Below are 24,322 nucleotides of genomic sequence, written 5' to 3' on the forward strand. Positions count from 1 at the left end.
GGCCCGGTCGCGTTCGGCGTTCGGCGGGCCGGCAAGCGGTTGCGCGCAGTTGTCGTCACGGCGGTGCGTAGGCGACCCGTTTGCGCGGAAAGACCGGGCATCACCGACGCGAGTCGTGACAGGATTGTCGGCATGCCGGTTCGTGCACTGAGCTTCGGCATGGTGGCGCGACGATACGAGCGGCACCGACCGGGCTACCCTGCCGAGCTTGTCGACCTGGTGCTGACGCACTCGGATCGGCCGGTGCGATCGGCGCTGGAGATCGGCGCCGGCACGGGCAAGGCGACCCGGCTGTTCGCCGCAGCGGGCGTCACTGTCACCGCGACCGAGCCGGACGGGGCAATGCTCGCCGAGCTGCGCAAGCACGTGCCAGCAGGCGTCCGGACCGTGCGTGCCGCATTCGAGGACCTGCGGCCGGGCGCGAGGTATGACCTGGTCTACGCGGCAGCGGCACTGCACTGGACGAAACCGGAGGGGCGATGGTCGCGGATGGCCGCACTACTGGAACCCGGCGGCGTGTTCGCCTCGTTCGGCGGACCAACCCAGCTGGTTGACCCGGCGGTGGCGGACGCTGTCCGCGTCGCCCGGGCACCCTTCCTGGACAGCGACGAGATTCCCTCGCCCGATGGAACGCCCCCGGGGCAGGCCATGCAGTGGCCGGGCACCGAGCTCCAACGGTCCGAATGGTTCACCGATGTGCAGCAGACCGTGATCGAGCGTCGGCTGACGATGAGTGCGCGGCACTACGTGGGGCATCTGTCGACGATCTCGGCGTATCTCGCGCTGCCCACCTCGGAGCAGGAGCAGGTCTTCGCCCAGATCGAACAGGTCCTGCCCGAGACGGTCGAGCTTTCCGCCGACGTCATCGTGCATCTCGCGCGTCGACGCCCCGAGCAGTAGCGCCCGAGGGCGCTCAGACCAGGAACTCCTCCCGCATCCGCGCGCCCAGGTTGATCCCGCCCACCGCCCGGGGGCCGGCCGGGTCGTGCACGGCGACGGTGTTGTTGCGACGCATGAGCTCACGGACCGCGGGCGGTAGTCGCGGCGGGTCGTCCATGGCCGCGAGGACCTGTCCGGTACTGACGATCAGTCGATCGGCCAGGGTGGCGGCGTCGGTGTCCACCCGCACCCGGCCGTACTCCCAGCCGGAGGTGGTCAGGTCGAGCACCTCGAACAGGCGGGTCACCAGCGGGTTCGGGTCGGTCACCCGGTCGAGCCGGGGCGCCCGTTTGCCGACCACGGTGACGGCGGCGGCCACCTGCGCGTACGGGTGGAAGCCGCACGGCAACGCGAACAGCGGCCAGCGCAGCGCCGGGCCCGCCTCCTTCCACAGCGGCCGGTAGTTACGGCGGTGCACCAGCAGCCGCCGGCCCGTCCGTCGGTGGATCTCCTGGGCCTGGGCCTGAAGGTCCACGTGGGCCTCGTCGGCGACCTGACTCACGATCCGGGTCGCCACCACCAGGCCGTCGTCACTGTCGAGCGAACCGGCGAGCGACTCGACCTGCTCGTTGAACCGGATCCGCGCGTGGGGGCCGTACCGGGACTGGACGTCGTGCAGCAGCGCCTGCTGGCGTCCCGGGTCGAGCTGGACCCGCCTACCGCCCAGCAATCGACGGAGCCAACGCATGTCGCCTCGATTCAGCAGAGCCGTCGCGGACGGCGGCAATGCTAATGCGTCGACCTTCCCTCATGTTCCCAAGGGGGGCTGGTCGACTCCGCTCTCGGAGACGGCGGTCACCGCCGACGTGGCGTGATCAGCCCCGACTCGTACGCCCACACGACCAGCTGCGCCCGGTCGCGGCAGTGCAGCTTCGTCATGGCCCGGTTGACGTGTGTCTTGGCGGTCAGCGGACTGATCACCATGCGCACGGCGATCTCGTCGTTGGTCAGCCCACGGGCGACCAGCTCGACGACCTCCTGCTCCCGGGCGGTCAGCACGTCGCGTCCGGCCGTCGGCACGGCCGGCGGTGGGCCGGCCACGAACTCACTGATCAGTGTGCGGGTGACGGTTGGCGCGAGCAGCGCGTCGCCGCGCGCGACGACGGTGACGGCGTGCAGCAGGTCGGCGGGGTCGGCGTCCTTGAGGAGAAAGCCGCTGGCGCCCGCGCGGAGGGCGGCGAACACATAGGAGTCGAGCCCGTAGTTGGTGAGGATGAGAACGCGGATCGCGGCGAGGTCGGGATCGGCGGCGATGCGCCGGGTGGCCTCGATGCCGTCGAGGCCCGGCATCTGCACGTCCATCAGAACGACGTCCGGGCGCAGACACCGCGACAGGTGGACGGCCGAGGCGCCGTCGCTCGCCTCACCGACGACCTCCAGGTGGTCCTCGGCGTCGAGCAGTGCCCGGAAGCCGGCTCGCATCAGCGCCTGGTCGTCGGCGAGCAGCACCCGGATCATCCCGGCTCCTCCGGCCGGCGGGCGGTCATCGCGGGCCGTCCAGCGGGAAGGTGGCCCGTACGGTGAACCCGTGGTCGTCGTGCGCGGCGGTCCGCAGCGTGCCGCCCAGGGCGCTGACCCGCTCCCGCATGCCGCGCAGGCCCACGCCCGGGGTCAGGGGCTCAGCCGGCGACGCCTGACCGTCGTCGGTGACCGCGACGGTCAGCCCCGCCGGGGCGTACTCCACCTGGATGTGCGCGGTCGCGGGCCCGGCGTGGCGGGCCACGTTGGTGAGGGCCTCCTGGATGACCCGGTACCCGGCCTGGTCGACCTCGTCGGGCAGCTCCCCGCGCTGACCGGTGACTGTCACCTGCACCGGTACGCCGACCGCCCGGGTCCGCTCGGCCAGCTCGTCCACCCGGGCCAGCCCGACCCGATCGCCGTCGGTTGGTGCGCGCAGGACGTCGAGGGTCGTGCGGAGTTCCCGCATCGCGGCGCCGCTGGCCTCCTGGATCGCCAGCAGCGTGGCCGACGGCTCCTCGCCGTGTTTGCGGGCCAGGTGCACGGCGATCCCCGCCTGCACCTTGATCACCGAGATGCTGTGGGTCAGGGAGTCGTGCAGGTCGCGGGCGATGCGCAGGCGCTCCTCCCCGGCGCGGCGCAACGCCATCTCCTCGCGGGTGCGTTCGGCCTCGATCGCCCGCTGCTCGACCTGCTCCAGGTACGCCCGGCGCTGCCGCGCGACGAGCCCTGCGACGTTGGCCGCCACGAACCAGCCGAGCAGCAGGGCCGTCCGCTCGGCGACCAGTTGGCCTGGTCGGCCGGCCGGCGCCATCGAGATGTCGCGGGCCAGGAAGCTACCGAGGAAGGCGAGGCTGGCTACGGCCGCGGCCGACCGGTGTCCCTGCCAGGCGCTGACGTAGACCGCGCAGAGGACGGGGAACGCGGCGGACACCCCCGGGTGCACCCGTACGTGAACGGCCAGCATGGCGACGGTGACCACGCCCAGCGCCACCACCGGGTAGCGCCGGCACGCCGCCAGGGCCACCACAGTGGCGAGGACCAGGGCGACGTCGAGCGCCTCGACCGGCGCGGCGTCCGGGGTGAGCACGGCGTTGCCGAGCAGGAGGATGCCGAGGGCGAGACCGCCGAGGGCGTACGGGAGGTCGCGGCGCATGGTCGCACTGTAGAACGGCCGTCGTCGGTGGAGCATCCCGCGCGCGTGGTACCTGCGGCGTACCACGGACGCGGTATGAGCGGCGGGCAAGTGTCTACGGCGGCACGACGTTTTCCCGGCCCGCCGGAACAAGCATCGAGCCCATGACATACCGCTTCTTCACCCCCACGCCGACGAGGGCGGCCACCGGCCGCACAGCGGCCGTCTACCAACAGTTGCGCGACGACTTTCTCGGGCCGCTGCCGACCTTCCAGGCGCTCTCGGCCGTGCCGGAGGTGTTGGCCGCGACCTGGGCGCTGATGCGGGAGGCGCTGCTCGCCGGGGACGCGCCCCGGGTCGAGCGCGAACTCGTCGCGGCCGCGGTGTCCCGGGCCAACCGCTGTCAGTTCTGCGTCGACGCCCACGTGCTCCTGCTGCACGCGCTGGGCGCATCGAAGCTGGCCGAGGCTGTCGCCCGGGGCGAGACGCCCCCCGAGCCGAGGCACGCCGCGCTCGTCGGCTGGGCGCAGGCGAGCCGCAGCCCCAGAGCCGCCGGCTGGACCAGCACCCACGGCCCGGAGATCACCGGCACCCTGCTCGCGTTCCACTTCATCAACCGGGTCGTCTCCGCGTTGCTCGACCCCGATCTGCTTCCCGGCGGGCTGCAACGCTCCCCGCTGGTGCGGTCGGTCGGGGGCCGGCTCTACGCCAAGGCGGCCCGGGAGCCGAAGGAGCCCGGCCGAAGCCTCCCGCTCCTCGACGCCGACCCGACGGCATCACCTCCCGCCTGGGCGGGGGACAGCCCGGTGGGCGTCGCCTACGCGTCGCTGCGGGACGCCGCTGCCCGGGGTGGGGACCTGCTGCTGGGCGACGTGGCGCGCCAGACCGTCACGGCCACGGTGCGCTGGGAGGAGGGGCGGTTCCCGGCGCGGCCTGCGGACTGGGCCGTCGACATGGTGCGGGACGTGCCGGGCACGGACCGCATCGGGACGCGGATCGCGTTGCTGGCGGCGTTCGCGCCCAGCGCGATCAGCCCGGGCGACGTCGCTCTCTGGCGGCTCTCCCACCCCGCCGACGCCGACCTCGTGCGGTTGGTCGCGTACGGGGCGATCACGGCCACCGATCACATCGCCCGGGCCCTCGCCTCGGCACCCCTCTAGGAGGTAACCCATGCGCAAGGCTCTCGTCATCGTCAGCGCCCTGCTGCTCGTCGCGTTCGCCGTGCAGTTCGTCCTCGCCGCCGTGGGCGGGTTCACCAGACCCGCCGGCGAGGACGCGTACGCGCTGCACAGCGTCAACGGCATGGCGGTCATCCCGATTCTCACAGTGCTCACCGCCCTGTTCGCCGCGCTGGCGAAGGCGCCGGGAAAGGTCATCGGACTGGCGATCCTGCCGATCGGCCTCGTCGTCCTCCAGCCGCTCATCGCCATGCTGGCCGAGGCGTCCACCGACGCGTCGGGTGTCAGCACCCCGCTCGGCCTGACCATCGGAGGGTTGCACGCGCTCAACGGAATCATCGCGGTGCACGTCGTGGTCGGTGTCCATCGGGCGGCGCGACAGCTGGCCGTCCCGGTTCCCGCCGGCACGGCTCGGCTGGTCACCCGGGAAGGAGAGCCGGCGTGACCACCGGGTCGCTGCTCGTGGCCGACCTCGTGATCGCGGTCCTCGCGTCCGCCGCCTGGCTGGGCGGTGGCGCCGCGTCCGCCGTCCGTCGCCGCCCGCTCGCACTGGGACTGGCAGCCGTCGCCCTGCTCGCCACGCTCGCCCGCGCGATCACGATCACCGCCCTCGCCCGCGCCGGCTGGTGGTTCGCCGCGGAGAAGGTCCTCATCGCGGCCCCACTGTCGCTCGCGGCGGTGGGCGTCGCCGGTCCGCGGTTGCTGCGGGCCCCGGGCGACATCCGGGCCGTCGCGGTTCCGCTGCTCTTCGCCGGGTACGCCACGAGCAGCGCCCTGCTCGTGACGATCCTGCACGGCTATCCTGCGTCGGCCGGGGCCGGGCTGCTCGCGGTCGCCGGAGTCGTGGCGGCGACGGTGATCTCGGGGCGTGCGCTCGGCGCGCGCCCGTCCCGGACGGTGTCCCGGGCGGCCCTCGTGGTGGCGGTCGCGGCACTGCTGACCGGAACCGGCTTGACCGTCGCCCCGGGCGCCGCGCCCGCCGTACCGCATGATCATGGTTCTCCGGCGGCCCGGATCACCGACGAACCCACCCGGCGGTTCACCCTGACCGCCGCAACCGCCACTGTGGACGCGGGCGGCCGGAACGTCGCGGCGTGGGCGTTCAACGGGCAGGTCCCCGGACCGGAACTGACCGCCACCGTCGGCGACGTCCTGGAGGTGACGCTGCGCAACCGGGACATCGGGCGCGGCGTCACCCTGCACTGGCACGGGTACGACGTGCCGAACGATCAGGACGGCGTACCCGGGGTGACGCAGGCGGCGGTGCGGCCCGGGCAGGAGTTCGTCTACCGGTTCCGCGCCGACCAGGCCGGAACGTACTGGTACCACACGCATTCGGCCTCCGACGTCGGCGTACGGATGGGGCTCTACGGCGTGCTGGTGGTGCGACCGGGCCCGGTGACCGGCCTCGACGTCACCGTGCCGGTGCACACCCTGGCGGGCCGTCCGTTGCCCGCACCGAAGGTGGAGGAGGTCGAGGCCGGCCTGCCGGTGCGGTTGCGGCTGATCAACACCGACAGCACGACGCACCGGTACGCCCTGGCCGGGACCGCGTTCCGGGTGGCCGCGATCGACGGCGTCGACCTGCGCGGCCCGACGCCGCTGGTGGACACCGCCGTGCTGATCCCGGCCGGGGGCCGCTACGACCTGGTCTTCGACGCGCCGGCGACCCCGGTGGCGCTGTTCGTCGACGGGCGGGCGGTCTACTCGACCGGCCCGGTGTCGACGGCGACCGGCGCCTGGCGGGTGCTCGATCCGCTCCGCTACGGCGCGACCGCTGCGGTGCCCTGGTCCCGGTTCGACAAAACGTTCACCCTCGTCCTCGATCGCGGCCTCGACCTGCGCAGACTGCTACCGCGGTACGGCCACACCGTCAACGGCGCGGCTGACCCGGACATCCCACCGCAGGTCGTACGCCTGGGTGACGTCGTACGGTTCACGATCGTCAACCGGTCGCAGGTCGTGCACCCGTGGCACCTGCACGGCCATCACGTCCTGGTGCTGGCCCGCGATGGAGAGCCGGCGACCGGAAGCCCGTTGTGGCTGGATTCGTTCGACGTCCGTCCGGGCGAGGTGTGGGAGGTGGCGTTCCGGGCCGACAACCCGGGGATGTGGGCCAATCACTGCCACAACCTGGCGCACGCCGATGCCGGGATGACGCTGCATCTCATGTACTCGTGATCGCGGAGGCCTGTAGTTTTCTGTCATGACTGAGGACACCTTCCGTTCGGTGGCGATCGAGCGCACCAGCCTGGGCAACTACGTCGTGCGGAACTCCCGTGGCGGGTCGGTGTCGTTGGGCGCGGGCGAGGACGGCAGTTTCACGCCGGTGGAGTTGCTGCTGGCCGCCATCGGCGGCTGCACCGCTGTGGACGTGGACCACATCACCAGTCGCCGCGCCGAGCCGACCGAGTTCGCCGTCGCCGTCACCGGTGACAAGATCCGGGACGAGGCCGGCGGAAACCGGATGCGGAACCTGCGGGTCGAGTTCACCGTGACGTTCCCGGAGGGTGCGGAGGGCGACGCGGCCCGTGCGGCGCTGCCCCGGTCGTTGCAGCAGTCGCACGATCGGTTGTGCACGGTCTCCCGTACCGTCGAGCTCGGCACTCCCGTCGCGATCGCTGAGGGCCCCGGGCCCGCCGGAGACTGATCGGCGCTGAGCACGACTACTCAGGCCCGTGCGGGTTCGTTCGTGTGAGGGTGACGGCATGCGTCGACTACTGGTGCCACTGCTGATCGCCCTCACCGCCGTGGCAGCGTGTGCCGACCCGAACGCCCAGCCGGGTCGCGCGGACCCGACGGTTGCGGAGCCGGCGCCCACCGAGCTGCTGACCGACGGCAGCGTGCCCTGGGCCGACCTGAAGATCACCGGCGAGGACCTCAACGGCCGTCCTGCCGAGCCGAGAACGCCGGCCGCCGGCAGCGAACCGTGCCGGGCGGAGCAGCTGACCGGCCGGCTCACCACGTGGACCCGGCCCGGCACCGGCGGTGAGACGCCTCGGGGCTTCGACGCCGCCATCGGCAAGCTCATCGGCGAGGTGGACGTGCGGAACTCGTCGACGGTCGAGTGCACCCTGCAGGGCGAGGTGCCCACGACCATGCTCGCCGGCGGCCGCGAGATCCCGATGCTCTACGCCCACGGCATCGACGAGGAGGGCCGCACACGGGTGGTCGCCGTGCCGGCCGGCGGCCACGCCAGCCTGCGCCTGGACTGGTCCGGGCCGTTCTGTCAGCCCGTGAAGGGGTCGTTGGAGCTCGCTATCGAGCTGCCGCACGACGGCGGCAGGTTGCGCGCACCGGTCACCGCCGACGAGCGTCCGGGTTGTCCACAGGGGGAGGGGGTCCACCCCCGCGCGCGGGGGACGCTGTCCGCGAGCGCGTTCACCGAGCCGGTGACGGTGTCGAAGCCCCCGTCCTCGCCGCTTCAAAAGCTCACCGTCGCTGTTCAGGGGCCGACGACCGCCGCCGCCGGGTCGCGGCTCACCTTCCGGGTGACGCTGGGCAACCCGACCGACGGCCCCCTCGTGCTGGACCCCTGCCCGGGCTACCTCATGGAACGGTTCTCTCTCGGCGACGCGACAAACGATGCGGTGAACTCGGCCCAGTTGTACCGGCTGAACTGCGGCGCGCTCCCGCAGATCCCCGCCGGCGGCAGTGCCGTGTTCGAAATGGTCGCCGAGGTGCCGGCCTCGATGCGGGCCGGGCGCGAGCTGAGCGTGACGTGGAAGTTGTATCTGCCGCACTACGTGCAGCGGGGCAACCAATACGGTGTCCTCACCCTCACCGTCGTCTGAGGAGCGCAGCGTCCGGGTCAGCCGCACCGGCGAAGTCGACGTAGGTGAGAACAAGGGATAGATGCTGTTGAGGGTGTGGGAGCGCTCCCGTAACATACCTGGCGCGGCCTGTTAACGCTCACAATCGGTCACCGCACAGCGACCACCACCAATGCATGGGCCGCCGTCCCGCGAGGAGGGTGCTACATGACCAGATCCAGAGCCACCAATGTCGGTCTGGTTGCGGCCGGCGTCGGCTTACTGGTGTCGTCGACAGTTGTCGCGGCGCTGCCGGCGGGTGCCGCGGCTGAGGGTTGTTCGGTGAACTACGCCGTGTCGTCGCAGTGGCAGGGCGGCTTCGGTGCCAACGTGGCGATCACGAACCTGGGTGATCCGTTGAGCAGTTGGACCTTGACCTGGTCGTACGGCGCCGGGCAGACGGTGACGCAGGCCTGGAACACGTCGCTGACGCAGAGCGGGTCGGCGGTGACGGCGAAGAACGTGAGCTACAACGGTGGGGTCCCGACCAACGGCACGGTGTCGTTCGGGTTCAACGGGTCCTGGACGGGCAGCAACCCCGACCCGACGAGCTTCGCGCTCAACGGCGTCACCTGCACCGGTGGCACGACGACTCCGCCGCCGACCGATCCGCCGCCGACCACCCCACCGCCGACCGACCCGCCGCCGACGACCCCGCCGCCGGGCGGCACGTGTGACCTTCCCTCGACGTACCGGTGGTCGTCGACCGGGGTGTTGGCGCAGCCGAGGTCGGGTTGGGTGTCACTCAAGGACTTCACCGTCGCCCCGTACAACGGCCAGCAGTTGGTCTACGCCACCACCCACGACACCGGCACCCGGTGGGGCTCGATGAACTTCGGCCTCTTCAGCAACTACTCGCAGATGGGCTCGGCCAGCCAGAACGCGATGAACAACGCGACCGTCGCGCCGTCGCTGTTCTACTTCGCGCCGCGCAACATCTGGGTGCTGGCCTACCAGTGGGGTGGGCCGGCGTTCTCCTACCGGACCTCGACCGACCCGACCAACCCGAACGGTTGGTCGGCGGCGCAGACGCTGTTCAGCGGAAGCATCACCGGCTCCGGTACCGGCCCGATCGATCAGGCGGTCATCGGTGACGGCACGAACATGTACCTGTTCTTCGCCGGTGACAACGGCAAGATCTACCGGGCCAGCATGCCGATCGGCAACTTCCCGGGCAGCTTCGGCTCCAACTACACGACCATCATGACCGACTCGACGAACAACCTGTTCGAGGCCGTTCAGGTCTACAAGCTCCAGGGCCTGAACAAGTACCTCATGATCGTCGAGGCGATCGGTTCGCAGGGCCGCTACTTCCGCTCGTTCACGGCGACCAGCCTGGGCGGTTCGTGGACGCCGCAGGCCACCAGCGAGAGCAACCCGTTCGCGGGCAAGGCCAACAGCGGTGCCACCTGGACCAACGACATCAGCCACGGTGAGCTGCTGCGCACCAACGCCGACCAGACCATGACCGTCAACGCCTGCAACCTGCAACTGCTCTACCAGGGCCGTTCCCCCAGCTCCGGCGGCGACTACGGCCTCCTGCCGTACCGCCCGGGTCTGCTGACCCTGCAACGCTGACCCTCTTTGAACTCGCTCGACTGACCCGCAACGGGCGGGCTCGGCGCCACGCCGAGCCCGCCCGCACCACTCCGAGTGCGGTTGATCCTCAAAGACGGGATACGACACGCACCATCGGGACGGCCTGTGGCTGACGAGTTTGGGACGATGCGCCGGTCGAACATCACCCGACTCGAAGGGATCCCCCACGATGGCAAAGGTCATCTCCACGCTGTTCATCTCGGCCGACGGTGTGGCCGAGATCGACCCTGACTGGCACTTCCCGTACTTCGACGAGAACATGGGCCGCGCCGTCACCGAGGACTATGACCCCGCCGATGTGCTGCTCATCGGCCGCGAGACGTTCGACAGCTTCGCCGGGGCCTGGCCCGGCCGGGAGGCCGCGGGTGGCGACGACGCGCCGTTCGCCAAGCAACTCGGCGACATGCGCAAGGTCGTCGTCTCGCGCCAGTCGCTGGAGTTCTCCTGGCGCAACTCCGAGCTGATCAAGGGGGAGCTCCTCGACGCCGTCACCGCGCTCAAGGCCGATGCCGGCGTCCGGGCAATCCTCATCCCCGGGTCGATCTCCGTGGTGCAGCAACTGCTCGCTGCCGGCCTGGTCGACGAGCTGCGTCTGCTGGTGCATCCGGTGGCCGCGCGCAAGGGCCGCAAGCTGTTCGACGAGGGCGACGCGGCGTACCACCTGCGACTGGTGGCTTCGGAAGCGTTCCCGACCGGCGTCCTCCGGGTGATCTACGCGCCGGGCCCGGCACCGACTCCGGTCGGCTACGACGAGATCAAGGACCAGGTGCCCGCCGGAAACTAGTGCGCGTTTCGGGAACGGCCGCCGCGCCGGCCGTTCCCGGTCCGAGGCCGTCACAAGCCCGTGTGAAGATCGCGTCGTGGTCGCGTTCCGGTGCTCCGCAAGCACGGCATGCGAGTGGAGTGGAACCGCAAGCAGTCCCGGCGGATCCGGGTCACCGGTGCCCGGTGGTACGCATCACTGGATTGACCACCACCGATTCATCCCACACTCCGGACCGGTATTTAGTGAGGGTCATCGATATTGACGGTGGGCGTCGACGGCGACAGGATCTTGGGCACCACCACCCCTGATCCCTCCTGGGAGACTCCATGACCCGTCCCCGCCTGCCCCGCCTGCGGGCAGCCACCCGGTTGGCCGCACTCGCCCTCGCCACCGCCGGCGTGCTGCTCACCGTCGCCACCCCCGCCAGCGCCGCCGTGCCCACCGGCCGTTACGTCGCGTTGGGTGACTCGTACACCGCAGGTCCGCTGGTCCCCACCCAGGTCGACCTCAACTGCCTGCGGTCCAACCGCAACTACCCGTCGCTGGTGGCGGCGTCCGCCGGCTCGTCGTCGTTCGCCGACGTGAGCTGCTCCGGCGCTACCACCGACGACATCCTCTACGGCGGTAGTGGCCAACTGGGCATCACGTTGCCGCCGCAGCTCAACGCGGTCACGGCGAACACGTCGCTGGTGACGGTGCAGATCGGTGGCAACGACATCGGTTTCGCCGGCATCATCGGCGACTGCGCGGAGGCGAGTGTCAGCAGCCCGCTCGGATCTCCGTGCAAGAACCGGTACACCGCTGGAGGTGTCGACCAGTTGCAGGCGCGGATCGTCGCCGCCACGCCGAAGATCACCGCCGTGCTCCAGGCGGTCCGGCGTGCCGCACCGGGCGCGCGGGTCGTGGTGCTGGGCTATCCGGCGATCCTGCCGGACAGCGGTTACGGCTGCTGGCCGGTCGTTCCGATCGCCTACCAGGACGTGCCGTACCTGCGTGGCGTGGAGAAGTCGCTCAACGCGATGTTGGCCAGCGTCGCGAGCGCCAACGGCGCCACCTACGCCGATGTCTACACCCCGTCGATCGGCCGCGACGCGTGCAAGGGCAGCGGCACCCGGTGGGTCGAGGGTCTGGTGCCGCAGAACTCGGCCGCGCCGTTCCACCCCAACGCCCGAGGTGAGCAGGGCATGGCCACCGCCCTGATCGCCCGGTTGAACAGCTGACCGAGCCGTAAACGGCCGAGCCCGCCCCGCCGGCAGCGGCGGGGCGGGTCACGCCTTCGGTGCGCCGCGCGGCGGTGCCCGGACTCGCTGTGCTTGAGATCGAGGAGTCCGGGGTACCGAAAGCTATGCCGAATGTGGGGCAAGTCCTCGGAGACCGTTACCGCCTGGTCGAAAGCATCGCCAGCGGCGGAATGGGTGACGTGTGGCGGGCGGTCGACGAAACCCTCGACCGGTGCGTGGCGGTCAAGATGCTGCAACCTCGGTTGGCTACCGACGGCGGCTTCGGTGAGCGGTTTCGGCGCGAGGCGCGGGCCATGGCAGCCCTGCGTCACCCGGGTGTCGCCCAGGTCTACGACTACGGTGAGGTGGTCCAGTCCGGAGCGCCGGTCCTCGCCTACATCGTGATGGAATGCGTGCAGGGGCAGCCCTTGTCGGAGCGGATCGCCGAGGTCGGCCGGCTGGACGTGGCCGAGACGATGTCGATCGCCGCGCAGTCCGCCCGTGCCCTGCAGGCCGCGCATGACGCCGGTGTCGTCCACCGTGACGTCAAACCCAGCAATCTGATCATCGAGCCGGACGGACACGTCGTACTCGTCGATTTCGGTGTTGCGGTGACGCGGGAAGCGACGAGCCTGACCGGAGCGAACCAGATCGTCGGCACCGCCCTGTACATGGCACCCGAGCAGGTCGCGAAGAACGAGACCACACCGGCGATCGACATCTACGCGCTGGGGGCTGTCGTCTACCACTGCCTCGCCGGGCGGCCGCCGCACCAGGGCGAGAATGCCGTCGCGGTGGCGCTGCGGCATCTCGCAGAGGAACCGTCGCCGCTGCCCGAGGACGTTCCGGCGGAGGTCCGGCGTGTGGTCGCCACCGCGATGGCCAAGGAGCCCGCAGACCGCTTTCCGACGGCAGCGGCCATGGCCAGGGTGGCGCAGGCACTCGCGGCCCCGTCCGACCACCTGCTGGCCACCGCGGCTGGGGCGACCGAGATCGGGGTGCGGACCGAGGTCACGGATGCCCAGCGGTCGGCCCCCGGCGGCACGGTGAGCCGGGCCGTCACTCCTGGGCCCAGAGCGCTCGCGGTGCTTCTCGGATCCTTGGCCGCCGCGGCTGCCGTCCTGGTGTTCGCCGATCCCATCGGGATCATGCCCGGCCCGACCGGGCGCCCGTCGACGCCTTCCGTGGTGCCGCCCGCGGTGTCACCAACGGTGCCGTCCCAGCGGGAACCGGGCCCCGGCGTCGGCGGCGGTGAACCCGCCACCCGCAGTTCCGCGGGCATGCCGGTCCGAGCGCCCGGCTCCCCGACCCCGACGCCTTCCCGGGCCGTGGGCGAGGGGGCGGTGGACCCATCGACGCCGTCCGGTGAAAGCACTGCGGATACGCCCGGTCCCACCGCGTCCGAGAGCGCTCCTGCGGAGCCGACGGAAGCCCCGACGGGCGGAACGACAGCGGCACCGACCACGGGGACGACGGAGGACGCAGCGGCGGACCCCTCGGAACCGTCGACGGAGGAATCGGCGGCGGAGGAATCGACGGCCGGAGGAGAGACCGCAGTGCCGCAGGTGTAGCGGACGGCGGCAACGACAATGGTCTCGCGACTGGACCCGTGACTGGCTCGCGGTGCCTCACCGCATCGCGACGGGTGATCGGGCTCAAGTCTCAGGGACGCAGGGTTACCTTGCCGGTGGTCCTGCGGGCGACGAGGTCCTCGAAAGCGCGGCGGGCGTCCTCCAGGGGATATGCCGCATGGACCATCGGCTTCAGCACTCCGGCAGCCGTGAGCGCGAACATCTCGGCTAACGGCTCCGCATAGGCGCCGGGAACGGTGAGGGCCGGGCGTAGCCAGAAGCCCATCACGGCGGTGTTGCGCTCCGCGAGGGCGCTCGGATCGACAGGTGGACAGCCCTCGCGGGAGGCATTCCCGAAGGTGACCAGACGTCCGAAGTTCCCCAGGATTTCGAGGCCGGCGCTGAACACGCGGCCGCCAATCGACTCGAGGACAACGTCCACCGGCATGCCATCGTTGGCCTCCAGGACCCGCTCGGCGTAACAGTCCGGGTCGCTGGACACGGCGACGTCCGCACCCAAGGCGAGGGCCAGGTTACGTCGAGCGTCCGTAGAGGCTGTCGCGATCACACGCCCGGCACCGAAGTGCTTGGCGAGCTGCACAGCAAGCGAGCCGACACCACCGGCCGCGGCGTTGACGACAACGGTCTCACCGGGACGCATCCGCGCACAGCTTCTCAATACATGCCAGGCGGTCAGGCCCTGAACGAGAAGCGCGAGCGCCTCGGCGTCGCCCACCCCGTCGGGCACCACAACGGCGTCCGCGTCTTCCACGACCGCCCGCTCAGCAAAGCCACCACCGCCGAAAATCGGTGCGAGCACCCGACGACCGTCAGTCGCTCGCCCGACCACCTCAGTGCCCGGGATGAACGGCAGCTCCGGCACCGGACGATACGACCCGGCAATGCGGCTGGTGTCGGCAAAGTTAACCCCTGCCGCACTCACGTCGACGAGCAGTTGCCCATCGACCGCCATCGGCTCCGACACATCGACAAGCTCCAGAACTTCGGGACCGCCGAAACGGACGCACTGCACAGCTCGCATGATCAGCAAGGTACCCCCCCGTCCGGTGAGCGTCGGCGGTGCGGTGCAGCGGGAAGCGGTGCAGTGGCAGGCCATGTTCTTCGCCGACCGGCAGGGCGCCGTCGCGGATCGCGACGGCGACGTCCTCGACGGCTGCGGCGCGCGCCTGCGGGCCAGCCGTATAGAGCACCAGGAACTGTAGGCGCGTGTTCAGCACCATGTTCTGCCCCACGTTCAGTTCGACCGCCTGTCCGCCCTGGTTGGCGTACGTCGCGATCGTGCCGCGGGTACGCAGCACGGCCAGATCCAGAGTTAGGTTCGCGCCCAGCGCCACCTCGGCGACGATGTCGACGCCGTCCGGGGCGATCGCACGGATGGCTGCGGCCGGGTCGCCCTCGCGATAGTTGATGACCTGGTGGGCACCAGCCGCTATGGCGAGCTTCGCCTTCTGCGGGCCGCTGACCGTGCCGATCACGGTGGCGCCGGCCCATCGGGCGAGCTGGATCACTGCGTGCCCGACCGCGCCGGCGGCGAGCACCACCTTGCCGTCGAGTACGCCGGGGTGAAGGCGGCGTGGTCCGTCCTCGGCGACGGTGAGTGCGCGGTGTGCGGTGAGTGCGGGAACGCCGAGCGAGGCGCCACACCGGCACCGTCGAGGTGCGGGGTGATCTCGGAGAACAGCTTGCGGTGGGCGACGCCGGAGCGGGTCTGCCAGTCGGTCGGGTTGACCCCGGACACGGCAACCCGGACGCGGACTTCGCCGGGTGCGGGCGTGGGCCGGTCACGCTCGACGAGTTGGAGAACGTCGGGGCCGCCGTTGTCGCGGTAGATGATCGCCTTCATGATCCATCCAATGTTCGATCCGCATCGTACTGTTCGAGGCGCGTCGAACAGTACGATGGGAGTCGAGCGCCGCGAAGGCACCCTCCTCAACCGCATGACACGTGAACCGGGTCCTGGTCACGTTCCAGCGGACCGCCTCCAGAGCGCTACCGTCCGCAAGCCTTCGGACGGGCAGGTGTAGCCGGGTTTGAGCCATCAAAGCCCCATCGACGGATGATCGAGTGTCCGGATCTGCCGCCGACAGAGCGCGGTGTTCGTGAGGCGCATACCGGCAAGCGCCCTCTCGGCTCTGCCTCGGACATTCCTGTGGCGCGATGGGGTCCGGTCGAGGACACTCGCGATCATGCTGGCTTCATGTCGTAGCGTCGCGGATCTGGTCGCCGCGCGGGCGCGTGGGGAACGGATCAAGTTTCTGTTCTTCTGGGGGCACCAGCCGGAGCGCGACGGCCGGGTCGGCGCCGGCTGCTTGAGTCAGTGGTGGCCAGCGCCATTCATGATCGATGGGCTCGTCTTCGCGACTGCGGAGCCAACGCTACCGGCGCGCCCACTAGGGGTCGTTACAACGATGGCGGGTGCTGCATCGGATGAAACCCGCCACGTTGGCCGCAAGATTGGCCCTTTGCTCTGCACCCGCGGAAGCGCCATCCAGCTGTAGGCCGGTGGTGCCTCGGCGGGTGCAGAGCAAAGGGCACGTCGAGCGGGGTCTGCCCGCGGCCGTCATGGACGCCGAGACAGGCGGGGGTGCCCGCGCAACGCACCACTGGCGTGGCGACCGAGGCCGCCACGCCAGTGGTGCGATGTCAGGAGCTGATCGGGGTCAACTGGTGCGACAGCTGATCGTCGGCCAATTCCAGTTGCCGTTGGCCATGATCGTTACGCCGAAGTTGTTGCCGTTGCCGTTCGGCGTCGCGGTGACGGTGCCGCTGTTGCCGTTGACGGCGGCGTTCCAGCTGTTCTGAATGCTCTGGCCGCCACCGAGGCCGAGGCTGACGACCCAGTTGTTGGTGCCGCTGACCGCGACGTTGAGGTTGAACCGGTCACCCCACTGCTGGCCGGCGGAGATCGTCGCGTTGCAGTTTCCGGTCCCCGGGTTGCCGGTGGTGGGCGGGGGGGTGGTCGGGTTGCCACCGCCGCTGCCCTCCCGGACGGTGATGTCGGAGCTTCCGCTGCTCTGGTAACCCTCGGTGGCCATGACCTGGTAGCTGTGGTTGGTGCCGAGGTTCAGGCCGGCCCGGGCCCAGGCGTCGAAGTGGTTGGCGGTGGTGATGGTGCCACTCGAGCGCTTCTGCTGGCGGACGCTCCAGAACTGGTAGAACGTCTGGTTGCCGTCGATCGACGGGGCGTTGACCCGCTGGCTGCGGAGGATGTCGTAGGTGCCGCCGTCAGTGGTGACCGTGCCCATCCGCTGTGCGCCGCTGCTCGGGTTGTAGCTGCCGAAGTTCTCCACCACGTAGTACTCGATCAGCGGGTTGCGCGTCCATCCGTACAGGGCGAGGTAGGTGTTGTTGTTGCCCGGGTTGTAGCTGCCCGAGTAGGTGACCGTCCGGCGGTTGCCGGTGGCCCAACCCTTGCCGCCGACCCAGTTGTTGGTGCTCCTGTCCCAACTGCTGGTGTAGCGGCCGTCGGCACGCAGCGTCATGCTGGCGTTGCCGCTGTCCTTCCAGAACGAGAAGTAGTACCCGTTGTGCGTGCCGGTGAGGTTCGACGTGAGGGTCCGGTCGGCCTCGGCGTACGCGTTGGTGGCCGTCATGGTGCCGGCGACGGCCACGACGGCGGCGCATGCGGCGCCCAGGAGCAACCGCATGCGGCCGCGGCCTCTGGGTTTGGTGTGGCTGGTGTCGGTCATGGAACTGTTGCCTCCTCTGACGGCTGGCGGGGGCCAGCGGCGCGGTACGCCTCGGCAGGCTGCCGGTGGTCGGGTAACGGCCACGGCGTCGTACCGCTCGGTGGTGGTGGGCCGGTCGTCCTGCACGACGACCGGAGAAGTGGGTCGTGGTGGCTGGTGCTGACGACAATCGAGCGCCGTCGATGGCGACCGTATTAACCCGGCCGTCGACTTGTCAACAATTTCCGGAAACAGCGTGGCCACACCGCTGTCATCTTCGGAGCGGCATCCATACAGGTCAGTAGTCGATCAGAGTCCGGGCCGGTCACCGCGGCGTCGGAACAGCCGAACATCGGTCGGGGTGGGAGCTGCCGGAAGTTCCGGAGACTTTCCGGACCAGGTGTCCCGGCCGTGGCCAGTGGTACGGGCAGACGCTCCCGTTGCCCGGGCGGTCAGCGACGGCGTAGGGCGTTGAGCCGGGCGGCCTGGCGGGTCAGATGGTCGCGTTCGGCGAGGTTGGGGGCCTGCTGGGCGGCCTCGACGTACAGCCGTGCCGCCGTTGCCGGATCGCCGTCGCGCTCGTGCAGGTACGCCGCCACCGCCGAGTACCGGGGCAGTGCGTCGTCCACCGCCGCGAGCGCCGTCAGGCCGGCCCTGGGGCCGTCGGCCTCACCGACTGCCACCGCGCGGTTGAGTCGTACGACCGGGTTCCCGGTCAGGCGCGCGAGTTCGTCGTACCACTCCACGATCTGCACCCAGTCGGTCTCGGCGGCGGTGGGCGCGTCCGCGTGCAGCGCCGCGATGGCGGCCTGGGCCTGGAACTCGCCCAGTTGGTCGCGGGCCAGGGCCGCCTGCAGGATCTCGACGCCCTCGGCGATCGACCGGGTGTCCCAGCGGCTGCGGTCCTGCTCGGCGAGCGGTACCAGGCTGCCGTCGGGCGCGGTCCGGGCGGCGCGCCTGGCGTGGTGCAACAGCATGAGGGCGAGCAGCCCCGCCACCTCGGGGTGGTCGATCGCGGCCGCGAGTTGCCGGGTGAGCCGGATGGCTTCGGCGGCGAGGTCCACGTCACCGGAGTACCCCTCGTTGAAGACCAGGTAGAGGACGCGCAGCACGGTGGCGACGTCACCGGGTCGGTCGAGGCGCAGCCCGGAGACGGTGCGCTTCGCCCGGCTGATGCGCTGCGCCATGGTCGCCTCGGGCACCAGGTAGGCATGGGCGATCTGCCGGGTGGTCAGCCCGCCGACGGCACGGAGCGTGAGCGCGACCGCGGACGACGGCGTCAGCGACGGGTGGGCGCACAGAAAGTAGAGCTGGAGCGTGTCGTCCACCGTGGGAGCGGGCCCCGGCGCCGGCTCCTCGTCGACGAGATCCTCCCGCCGACGGCGCGCGGCGTCGGCGCGGGCCGCGTCGAGGAACCGTCGCCACGCCACCGTGGTCAGCCAGCCCTTCGGGTCGCGCGGCGGGTCGGCCGGCCAGACGCGGACCGCCTCGACCAGGGCGTCCTGCACGGCGTCCTCGGCCGCCGCGAAGTCGATTCCGCGGCGGACGAGGATCCCGAGGACGCTCGGCGTGAGGCTCCGCAGCAGCGTCTCGTCCATCGGAGTCGTCACTCCGTGATGGTGGGCGGCTCACTCAAAAACGGGCGAAGCTCCAGCCACTCGTGGATCGGCTTGCCGCCTGCCCCCGGAGCGGCCGACAGTTCCCCGGCCAGCTCGACCGCCCGGTCGTAGCTGTCGACGTCGATCACCATCCAGCCAGCGATGAGATCCTTGGTCTCCGCGAAGGGGCCGTCGGTGACCGGCGGGCGACCCTCGCCGTCGTACCGGACCCACGCTCCCTCCGGGGCGAGTGCCTGACCGTCGACGAACTCGCCGGTTCCCTCGAGTCGGGCCGCGAAGTCGCGCATGTACTGCATGTGGGCCGAGATCTCCGCCGGGGTCCACTGGTCCATCGGCACGTCGTTCACTGTGGCCGGGCCGCCCCGGTAGTGCTTGAGCAGCAGGTACTTCGCCATCGTGATGCTCCTCGTTGCTGGCCGTGACCCATCGTGGTCACGTTCACTCCGGGGACGGAGCCGGTCGGCGCTTCTCGACATGGCTGTCCGGTTTTTTCCCTCCCGCAGGTTAACCTCGGGTGAATCGTCCGACATCGGGGCGCCACCGGCCGGCGCAAAACTTGATTCGTTCCAAAAAAGTGAGCTAGTGTTCGTCAAGTGATGTCCGACTTCGAGGTGCAACTGCGGGCCGCCTCGCTGCGCGTGACCCGGCCTCGACTGGCGGTGCTCGCGGCGCTGCGCGACCACCCGCACGCCGGCACCGACGCGGTGATCGCGCTGGTCCGCGCGGACCATCCCACGGTCTCCCACCAAGCGGTGTACGACGTGCTGCGGGTGCTCACCGACGCCGGTCTGGTGCGGCGCATCCAGCCGGCCGGGGCGACCGCCCGCTACGAGTCCCGGGTCGCGGACAACCACCACCATGTCGTGTGCCGCTCCTGCGGCGCCATCGCCGACGTCGACTGCGCCGTCGGCCACGCTCCCTGTCTCACCGCCTCGAACGACCATGGTTTCGTGGTCGACGAGGCGGAGGTCGTCTATTGGGGCACCTGCCCCGACTGTGCGACCGAACGTACGCCCCAGAGATCCGCAAGCTCGGAAGGAAGTACATGAGCGACACCCAGGACAACGGCCCCACCAGTGCGCAGGGCGTGGACAAGAAGGCAGCCGCCGGCTGCCCGGTCGCGCACGACTCGGTGACCGCGCACGGCAGCGAGAGTGAGAACCCGGCGATCGACTCGCCGACCCCGAAGACCGGCGGTCGTCCGCGCACCAACCGGGACTGGTGGCCCAACCAGCTCGACCTCTCGGTGCTGCACGCCCACTCGAACAAGGGCAACCCGCTGGGCGAGGACTTCAGCTACGCCAAGGAGTTCGCCAAGCTCGACGTCGAGGCCCTCAAGCGCGACATCACCGAGGCCCTCACCACCTCGCAGGACTGGTGGCCGGCCGACTTCGGCCACTACGGCGGCCTGATGATCCGGATGAGCTGGCACTCCGCCGGCACGTACCGCATCGAGGACGGTCGCGGTGGCGCCGGCGACGGTGGTCAGCGTTTCGCTCCGCTCAACAGCTGGCCGGACAACGCCAACCTCGACAAGGCCCGCCGGCTGCTCTGGCCGGTCAAGCAGAAGTACGGCCAGAAGATCTCCTGGGCCGACCTGATCGTGCTCGCCGGTAACGTCGCCCTGGAGTCGATGGGCTTCAAGACCTTCGGCTTCGGTTTCGGTCGCGAGGACGTGTGGGAGCCCGAGGAGATCTTCTGGGGTCCGGAGGACACCTGGCTCGGCGACGAGCGCTACGCCTCCGAGAAGGAGATGGCGGCTGGCGTCGGGGCGACCGAGATGGGTCTCATCTACGTCAACCCGGAGGGCCCCCGCGGCAACGCCGACCCGCTCGCGGCGGCGCACTTCATCCGCGAGACCTTCGCCCGGATGGCGATGAACGACGAGGAGACCGTCGCCCTCATCGCGGGTGGCCACACCTTCGGTAAGACCCACGGTGCCGGCGTCGCCGACAACCACGTGGGTCCGGAGCCCGAGGGCGCCCCGCTGGAGGCACAGGGCCTCGGTTGGCTGAGCACCCACGGCAGCGGCAAGGGCGCGGACACGATCACCAGTGGTCTCGAGGTGACGTGGACCGACGTGCCGACGCAGTGGAGCAACCGCTTCTTCGAGATCCTCTTCGGCTACGAGTGGGAGCTGACCACCAGCCCCGGCGGCGCGAAGCAGTGGGTCGCCAAGGACGCCGAGGCGATCATCCCGGACCCGTTCGACCCGGCGAAGAAGCACCGGCCGACGATGCTCACGACGGACCTGTCGCTGCGCGTCGACCCGGCGTACGAGAAGATCTCCCGCCGCTTCCTGGAGAACCCCGACCAGTTCGCGCTGGCCTTCGCCAAGGCGTGGTACAAGCTGCTGCACCGCGACATGGGCCCGATCGAGCGCTTCCTCGGGCCGTGGGTGGCCGAGCCGCAGCTCTGGCAGGACCCGGTGCCGGCCGTCGACCACGAGCTGGTGGGCGACGCCGACATCGCCGCACTCAAGGCGAAGGTCCTGGAGTCCGGTCTCACGATCGACCAGCTGGTCTCCACCGCCTGGGCCTCTGCCGCGAGCTTCCGGCACACCGACAAGCGCGGTGGCGCCAACGGCGCGCGGATCCGTCTCGAGCCGCAGCGCAACTGGGAGGTCAACCAGCCGGAGCAGCTTGCGACCGTCCTCACCACCCTTGAGGGCATCCAGCAGGAGTTCAACTCCGCTGGCGGCGCGAAGATCTCGCTCGCCGACCTGGTCGTGCTGGCCGGTTCGGCCGCCGTCGAGAAGGGGGCGCGGGACGCCGGCGTCGAGGTGACCGTTCCGTTCCGGGCGGGCCGCACCGACGCGACCCAGGAGCAGACCGACACCGAGTCGTTCCGGGTCATGGAGCCGCGCGCCGACGGTTTCCGCAACTACCTGCGTCCCGGCGAGAAGACCCAGCCGGAGGTGCTGCTCATCGACCGGGCCTACATGCTCAACCTGACCGCGCCCGAGATGACCGTCCTCATCGGCGGTCTGCGTTCCCTCGGCGCCAACGTCGGTGGCAGCCAGCACGGTGTGCTCACCGACCGGCCTGGCGTGCTCACCAACGACTTCTTCGCCAACCTGCTCTCCCCGGGCACCCGGTGGAGCGCGTCGAAGTCCGACGAGCACGTGTACGAGATCCGCGACCTGGCCACCGATGAGGTGAAGTGGACCGCCACCGCGGTCGACCTCATCTTCGGGTCCAACTCGCAGCTGCGAGCCCTCGCCGAGGTCTACGCCAGCCAGGACGCCCGCGACAAGTTCGTGGCGGACTTCGTGGCCGCCTGGACCAAGGTCATGGAGCTCGACCGGTTCGATCTCGTCTGACACGTCGCCACCGACGAGCCTCGGCCGATCCTTCAGGGGATTGGCCGGGGCTCGTCGGCCTTTCCCGGCTGTGGCCAGTTGCACGTGGCCGATCGGGGTATGGTTGGCGAAACTTATACCCCCGGGGGTATCCTCGACGGAGGAGGTGTCGATGAAACTTCGACCGGAGATGACGTCGGATGCGCTGACCAGGCTCAAGCGGGCTCGTGGGCAGCTCAACGCGGTTATCGAGATGATGGAGAGCGGCCAGGACTGTCGCGAGGCGCTGACCCAGCTCGCCGCTGTCTCCAAAGCGATCGACCGGGCGGGTTTCAAGATCATCGCCTCGGGCATGCGGCACTGCGGCGCGGCGCGTGATCGTGGCGAAGAGCCGGAGATGACCGAGGAGGAGTTGGAGAAGCTCTTCCTGGCGCTCGCCTGAGACGAAACGAGCCCACCCACGTCGCGCGGTTGCGGCGTGGGTGGGAATGCACAGGTCAACAACAAGGCGTCAGTCTGTCTGCTGCATACCCCCGGGGGTATGCAGCATGACATGTGAAGGAGTAGGGCATGGCAGTTCAGGTCTCCATCGTTGAGACGTCCTCCCTCGGTGATCGCAGCTACCTCGCCTCCGACGGGCGGGTGGCGATCGTGATCGACCCCCAGCGCGACATCGACCGCGTGATGTACCTCGCGGGGGCATTGGGCGTCCGCATCACCCACGTCCTGGAAACGCACATCCACAACGACTACGTCTCCGGCGGGCTGGACATTGCCCGGATCACCGGTGCCCAGTACCTGGTGGCCGCGGCCGACGAGGTCCGATTCGAGCGGACGCCGGTCTCCGACGGCGACCAGGTGATCGTCTCCGACTTGCTACGACTGCGGGTGATCGGCACTCCCGGTCACACCTTCCACCACCTGTCGTACGTCCTGGACGAGGCCACCGGCGGCGGTTGGCGGCCGGCCGGTGTCTTCACCGGCGGGTCACTGCTGTTCGGCACGACGGGCCGGACCGATCTGCTGGGCGAGCAGCACGCTCACGAGTTGGCCCACCACCAGCACGCCTCGGCGAAGCGGCTGGCGGATCTGCTACCCGACGGGGCCGAAGTGTGGCCGACGCACGGATTCGGCAGCTTCTGCTCGGCCAGCCAGTCGGACGCGCCGGAGTCGACGATCGGCCGGGAGAAGGAGAAGAACCAGGTGCTGAGGCTGGTGGCGGACGACTTCGTCACCGAGACCCTCGCCGGTCTCGACGCCTACCCGGCGTACTACGCCCACATGGGCGTGCAGAACCTGGCCGGACCGGCCCAGGTCGACCTCACCCCGGTGACCCGCGCCGACGCCGCCGAACTGCGCGAGCGGATGGCCGAGGGGGAGTGGGTGGTGGATCTGCGGCACCGCAAGGCGTATGCCGCCTCCCATCTGGCCGGCACGGTCAGCCTCGGCCTGGACGGCCCGATGGCCACCTGGCTCGGTTGGCTGATCGAGTGGAGGGTGCCGATCACCCTGCTCGCCGAGACCCCGCAGCAGGTCGCCGACGCTCAACGCGAACTGGTCCGCATCGGTATCGACCGCCCGGCCGCGCAGGCCACCGGCAAAGCCGAGCAGTGGGCGGCTGATCCCGGTCAGCTGCGGGAACTGCGGATGTCGGACTTCGTGGCCCTCGCGGCGGCCCGGGAGGGCCACGTCCCTGCCGGTCTGCCTGGCGCGGACGTGGTCCTCGACGTGCGGATGACAAACGAATGGCGAACCAGCCACATCGACGGCGCCGTGCACATTCCGCTGCCCGACCTGCCCCAGCGGCTGGTCGACGTACCGGACGGGGCGGTCTGGGTGCACTGCGGTTCCGGCTACCGGGCCACCGCCGCCGGCTCCCTGCTGGCGAACGCCGGCCGCGAGGTGGTCGTCATCAATGACACGTTCGACCAGGCGAAGACCGCCGGCCTGAAGACGGTCACCGCCGCCTGACCTGCACAGTCCGAACCACCGGCCGGTGCCGCCCGGCATCCCCCTGCCGTGACATCTGGCAACT

General features: G+C 70.3%; 23 protein-coding genes and 1 pseudogene. 15 read left to right on the top strand and 9 right to left on the bottom strand.

The annotated features are described in order from the left end of the window. The first annotated feature begins 132 nt into the window (after window positions 1-132). On the top strand, window positions 133-900 hold the full coding sequence (locus ACFYP0_RS15480) for a class I SAM-dependent methyltransferase (protein WP_124854084.1): 768 nt from the start codon (window positions 133-135) through the stop codon (window positions 898-900). A gap of 13 nt (window positions 901-913) precedes the next feature. Here ACFYP0_RS15480 and ACFYP0_RS15485 read toward each other — a convergent pair whose 3' ends face one another. The 3 genes from ACFYP0_RS15485 to ACFYP0_RS15495 all read right to left on the bottom strand — a co-directional run bounded on the left by ACFYP0_RS15485 (window position 914) and on the right by ACFYP0_RS15495 (window position 3,553). Further along, a complete protein-coding gene (locus ACFYP0_RS15485) occupies window positions 914-1,627 on the bottom strand; it encodes a hypothetical protein (protein ID WP_386996403.1) in 714 nt (237 codons plus the stop codon). Window positions 1,628-1,734: 107 nt separating this feature from the next. Beyond that, on the bottom strand, window positions 1,735-2,397 hold the full coding sequence (locus ACFYP0_RS15490; RefSeq protein WP_124854082.1) for a response regulator: 663 nt from the start codon (window positions 2,395-2,397) through the stop codon (window positions 1,735-1,737). Window positions 2,398-2,422: 25 nt separating this feature from the next. Beyond that, window positions 2,423-3,553, bottom strand: a complete 1,131-nt coding sequence (locus ACFYP0_RS15495) for a sensor histidine kinase (protein ID WP_355493377.1) — start codon at window positions 3,551-3,553, stop codon at window positions 2,423-2,425. Between the two features lie 143 nt (window positions 3,554-3,696). Here ACFYP0_RS15495 and ACFYP0_RS15500 point away from each other — a divergent pair, with 143 nt between their 5' ends. The 9 genes from ACFYP0_RS15500 to ACFYP0_RS15540 all read left to right on the top strand — a co-directional run bounded on the left by ACFYP0_RS15500 (window position 3,697) and on the right by ACFYP0_RS15540 (window position 13,678). Further along, window positions 3,697-4,692, top strand: a complete 996-nt coding sequence (locus ACFYP0_RS15500; RefSeq protein ID WP_355493378.1) for a carboxymuconolactone decarboxylase family protein — start codon at window positions 3,697-3,699, stop codon at window positions 4,690-4,692. A gap of 10 nt (window positions 4,693-4,702) precedes the next feature. Next, the gene (locus ACFYP0_RS15505; protein WP_124854079.1) at window positions 4,703-5,155 is read left to right on the top strand and encodes a DUF6220 domain-containing protein; all 453 of its coding nucleotides are present in this window, start codon (window positions 4,703-4,705) and stop codon (window positions 5,153-5,155) included. After that, window positions 5,152-6,891 carry a multicopper oxidase family protein gene (locus tag ACFYP0_RS15510; RefSeq protein WP_124854078.1) on the top strand — a complete coding sequence of 580 codons (1,740 nt, stop codon included), beginning with the start codon at window positions 5,152-5,154 and terminating at the stop codon, window positions 6,889-6,891. The genes ACFYP0_RS15505 and ACFYP0_RS15510 overlap by 4 nt, the downstream gene beginning before the upstream one ends. 25 nt (window positions 6,892-6,916) lie before the next feature. Then, entirely contained in the window at window positions 6,917-7,360 is a 444-nt protein-coding gene (locus ACFYP0_RS15515) for an OsmC family protein (RefSeq protein WP_124854077.1), read from the top strand. A gap of 58 nt (window positions 7,361-7,418) precedes the next feature. Continuing rightward, window positions 7,419-8,504 (top strand): hypothetical protein, encoded by a 1,086-nt coding sequence (locus ACFYP0_RS15520; protein ID WP_355493379.1) that lies wholly within the window; start codon window positions 7,419-7,421, stop codon window positions 8,502-8,504. A gap of 186 nt (window positions 8,505-8,690) precedes the next feature. Continuing rightward, window positions 8,691-10,100 (top strand): non-reducing end alpha-L-arabinofuranosidase family hydrolase, encoded by a 1,410-nt coding sequence (locus ACFYP0_RS15525; protein ID WP_355493380.1) that lies wholly within the window; start codon window positions 8,691-8,693, stop codon window positions 10,098-10,100. Window positions 10,101-10,290: 190 nt separating this feature from the next. Then, entirely contained in the window at window positions 10,291-10,905 is a 615-nt protein-coding gene (locus ACFYP0_RS15530) for a dihydrofolate reductase family protein (protein WP_355493381.1), read from the top strand. 308 nt (window positions 10,906-11,213) lie between these two features. Continuing rightward, a complete protein-coding gene (locus tag ACFYP0_RS15535) occupies window positions 11,214-12,107 on the top strand; it encodes an SGNH/GDSL hydrolase family protein (RefSeq protein WP_355493382.1) in 894 nt (297 codons plus the stop codon). Between the two features lie 125 nt (window positions 12,108-12,232). Continuing rightward, entirely contained in the window at window positions 12,233-13,678 is a 1,446-nt protein-coding gene (locus ACFYP0_RS15540; RefSeq protein ID WP_355493383.1) for a serine/threonine-protein kinase, read from the top strand. 91 nt (window positions 13,679-13,769) lie between these two features. Here ACFYP0_RS15540 and ACFYP0_RS15545 read toward each other — a convergent pair whose 3' ends face one another. The 3 genes from ACFYP0_RS15545 to ACFYP0_RS15555 are packed head-to-tail and all read right to left on the bottom strand — an operon-like array spanning window position 13,770 to window position 15,542. Next, window positions 13,770-14,720 (bottom strand): quinone oxidoreductase family protein, encoded by a 951-nt coding sequence (locus ACFYP0_RS15545; RefSeq protein ID WP_355493384.1) that lies wholly within the window; start codon window positions 14,718-14,720, stop codon window positions 13,770-13,772. Further along, window positions 14,602-15,240 carry a zinc-binding dehydrogenase gene (locus ACFYP0_RS15550; RefSeq protein ID WP_355493385.1) on the bottom strand — a complete coding sequence of 213 codons (639 nt, stop codon included), beginning with the start codon at window positions 15,238-15,240 and terminating at the stop codon, window positions 14,602-14,604. Before ACFYP0_RS15550 ends, ACFYP0_RS15545 begins: the two co-directional genes overlap by 119 nt. Continuing rightward, entirely contained in the window at window positions 15,204-15,542 is a 339-nt protein-coding gene (locus tag ACFYP0_RS15555; RefSeq protein WP_355493386.1) for a hypothetical protein, read from the bottom strand. Before ACFYP0_RS15555 ends, ACFYP0_RS15550 begins: the two co-directional genes overlap by 37 nt. Window positions 15,543-15,885: 343 nt before the next feature. Here ACFYP0_RS15555 and ACFYP0_RS15560 point away from each other — a divergent pair. Further along, window positions 15,886-16,068, top strand: a pseudogene (locus ACFYP0_RS15560) (DUF1768 domain-containing protein); the annotation flags it as partial. 291 nt (window positions 16,069-16,359) lie between these two features. Here ACFYP0_RS15560 and ACFYP0_RS15565 read toward each other — a convergent pair. The 3 genes from ACFYP0_RS15565 to ACFYP0_RS15575 form a co-directional block, all read right to left on the bottom strand. After that, window positions 16,360-17,388, bottom strand: coding sequence for a glycoside hydrolase family 11 protein (locus ACFYP0_RS15565; protein ID WP_124858668.1), 1,029 nt, complete (start codon window positions 17,386-17,388; stop codon window positions 16,360-16,362). Between the two features lie 431 nt (window positions 17,389-17,819). Then, a complete protein-coding gene (locus ACFYP0_RS15570; protein WP_124858672.1) occupies window positions 17,820-18,965 on the bottom strand; it encodes an RNA polymerase sigma factor in 1,146 nt (381 codons plus the stop codon). Window positions 18,966-18,973: 8 nt separating this feature from the next. Further along, a complete protein-coding gene (locus tag ACFYP0_RS15575; protein WP_124858667.1) occupies window positions 18,974-19,381 on the bottom strand; it encodes a YciI family protein in 408 nt (135 codons plus the stop codon). Between the two features lie 198 nt (window positions 19,382-19,579). Here ACFYP0_RS15575 and ACFYP0_RS15580 point away from each other — a divergent pair, with 198 nt between their 5' ends. The 4 genes from ACFYP0_RS15580 (at window position 19,580) to ACFYP0_RS15595 (ending at window position 24,258) form a co-directional block, all read left to right on the top strand. Beyond that, window positions 19,580-20,035 carry a Fur family transcriptional regulator gene (locus ACFYP0_RS15580; protein WP_279635897.1) on the top strand — a complete coding sequence of 152 codons (456 nt, stop codon included), beginning with the start codon at window positions 19,580-19,582 and terminating at the stop codon, window positions 20,033-20,035. Beyond that, window positions 20,032-22,308 (top strand): catalase/peroxidase HPI, encoded by a 2,277-nt coding sequence (katG, locus tag ACFYP0_RS15585; RefSeq protein ID WP_386996414.1) that lies wholly within the window; start codon window positions 20,032-20,034, stop codon window positions 22,306-22,308. Before ACFYP0_RS15580 ends, katG begins: the two co-directional genes overlap by 4 nt. A 151-nt stretch (window positions 22,309-22,459) precedes the next feature. After that, complete coding sequence (locus tag ACFYP0_RS15590; RefSeq protein ID WP_124858664.1) at window positions 22,460-22,729, top strand: metal-sensitive transcriptional regulator; 270 nt, start codon at window positions 22,460-22,462, stop codon at window positions 22,727-22,729. A gap of 128 nt (window positions 22,730-22,857) precedes the next feature. Then, window positions 22,858-24,258 carry an MBL fold metallo-hydrolase gene (locus ACFYP0_RS15595; protein ID WP_124858663.1) on the top strand — a complete coding sequence of 467 codons (1,401 nt, stop codon included), beginning with the start codon at window positions 22,858-22,860 and terminating at the stop codon, window positions 24,256-24,258. The last annotated feature ends 64 nt before the right edge of the window (window positions 24,259-24,322 follow it).

This window comes from Micromonospora arida, from assembly GCF_042873195.1.
In the GTDB taxonomy this organism is placed as follows: Bacteria; Actinomycetota; Actinomycetes; order Mycobacteriales; family Micromonosporaceae; genus Micromonospora; species Micromonospora arida.

Excerpts from the sequence above, each read along its gene's own strand:
- ACFYP0_RS15540 (WP_355493383.1), top strand. The coding sequence starts at position 12,233 with ATGCCGAATGTGGGGCAAGTCCTCGGAGACCGTTACCGCCTGGTCGAA.
- ACFYP0_RS15495 (WP_355493377.1), bottom strand. The coding sequence starts at position 3,553 with ATGCGCCGCGACCTCCCGTACGCCCTCGGCGGTCTCGCCCTCGGCATC.
- ACFYP0_RS15590 (WP_124858664.1), top strand. The coding sequence starts at position 22,460 with ATGAAACTTCGACCGGAGATGACGTCGGATGCGCTGACCAGGCTCAAG.
- ACFYP0_RS15595 (WP_124858663.1), top strand. The coding sequence starts at position 22,858 with ATGGCAGTTCAGGTCTCCATCGTTGAGACGTCCTCCCTCGGTGATCGC.
- ACFYP0_RS15500 (WP_355493378.1), top strand. The coding sequence starts at position 3,697 with ATGACATACCGCTTCTTCACCCCCACGCCGACGAGGGCGGCCACCGGC.
- ACFYP0_RS15515 (WP_124854077.1), top strand. The coding sequence starts at position 6,917 with ATGACTGAGGACACCTTCCGTTCGGTGGCGATCGAGCGCACCAGCCTG.
- ACFYP0_RS15575 (WP_124858667.1), bottom strand. The coding sequence starts at position 19,381 with ATGGCGAAGTACCTGCTGCTCAAGCACTACCGGGGCGGCCCGGCCACA.
- ACFYP0_RS15565 (WP_124858668.1), bottom strand. The coding sequence starts at position 17,388 with ATGACCGACACCAGCCACACCAAACCCAGAGGCCGCGGCCGCATGCGG.
- ACFYP0_RS15555 (WP_355493386.1), bottom strand. The coding sequence starts at position 15,542 with ATGAAGGCGATCATCTACCGCGACAACGGCGGCCCCGACGTTCTCCAA.
- ACFYP0_RS15525 (WP_355493380.1), top strand. The coding sequence starts at position 8,691 with ATGACCAGATCCAGAGCCACCAATGTCGGTCTGGTTGCGGCCGGCGTC.
- ACFYP0_RS15485 (WP_386996403.1), bottom strand. The coding sequence starts at position 1,627 with ATGCGTTGGCTCCGTCGATTGCTGGGCGGTAGGCGGGTCCAGCTCGAC.
- ACFYP0_RS15490 (WP_124854082.1), bottom strand. The coding sequence starts at position 2,397 with ATGATCCGGGTGCTGCTCGCCGACGACCAGGCGCTGATGCGAGCCGGC.
- ACFYP0_RS15520 (WP_355493379.1), top strand. The coding sequence starts at position 7,419 with ATGCGTCGACTACTGGTGCCACTGCTGATCGCCCTCACCGCCGTGGCA.
- ACFYP0_RS15530 (WP_355493381.1), top strand. The coding sequence starts at position 10,291 with ATGGCAAAGGTCATCTCCACGCTGTTCATCTCGGCCGACGGTGTGGCC.
- ACFYP0_RS15505 (WP_124854079.1), top strand. The coding sequence starts at position 4,703 with ATGCGCAAGGCTCTCGTCATCGTCAGCGCCCTGCTGCTCGTCGCGTTC.
- ACFYP0_RS15570 (WP_124858672.1), bottom strand. The coding sequence starts at position 18,965 with ATGGACGAGACGCTGCTGCGGAGCCTCACGCCGAGCGTCCTCGGGATC.
- ACFYP0_RS15535 (WP_355493382.1), top strand. The coding sequence starts at position 11,214 with ATGACCCGTCCCCGCCTGCCCCGCCTGCGGGCAGCCACCCGGTTGGCC.
- katG (WP_386996414.1), top strand. The coding sequence starts at position 20,032 with ATGAGCGACACCCAGGACAACGGCCCCACCAGTGCGCAGGGCGTGGAC.
- ACFYP0_RS15480 (WP_124854084.1), top strand. The coding sequence starts at position 133 with ATGCCGGTTCGTGCACTGAGCTTCGGCATGGTGGCGCGACGATACGAG.
- ACFYP0_RS15545 (WP_355493384.1), bottom strand. The coding sequence starts at position 14,720 with ATGCGAGCTGTGCAGTGCGTCCGTTTCGGCGGTCCCGAAGTTCTGGAG.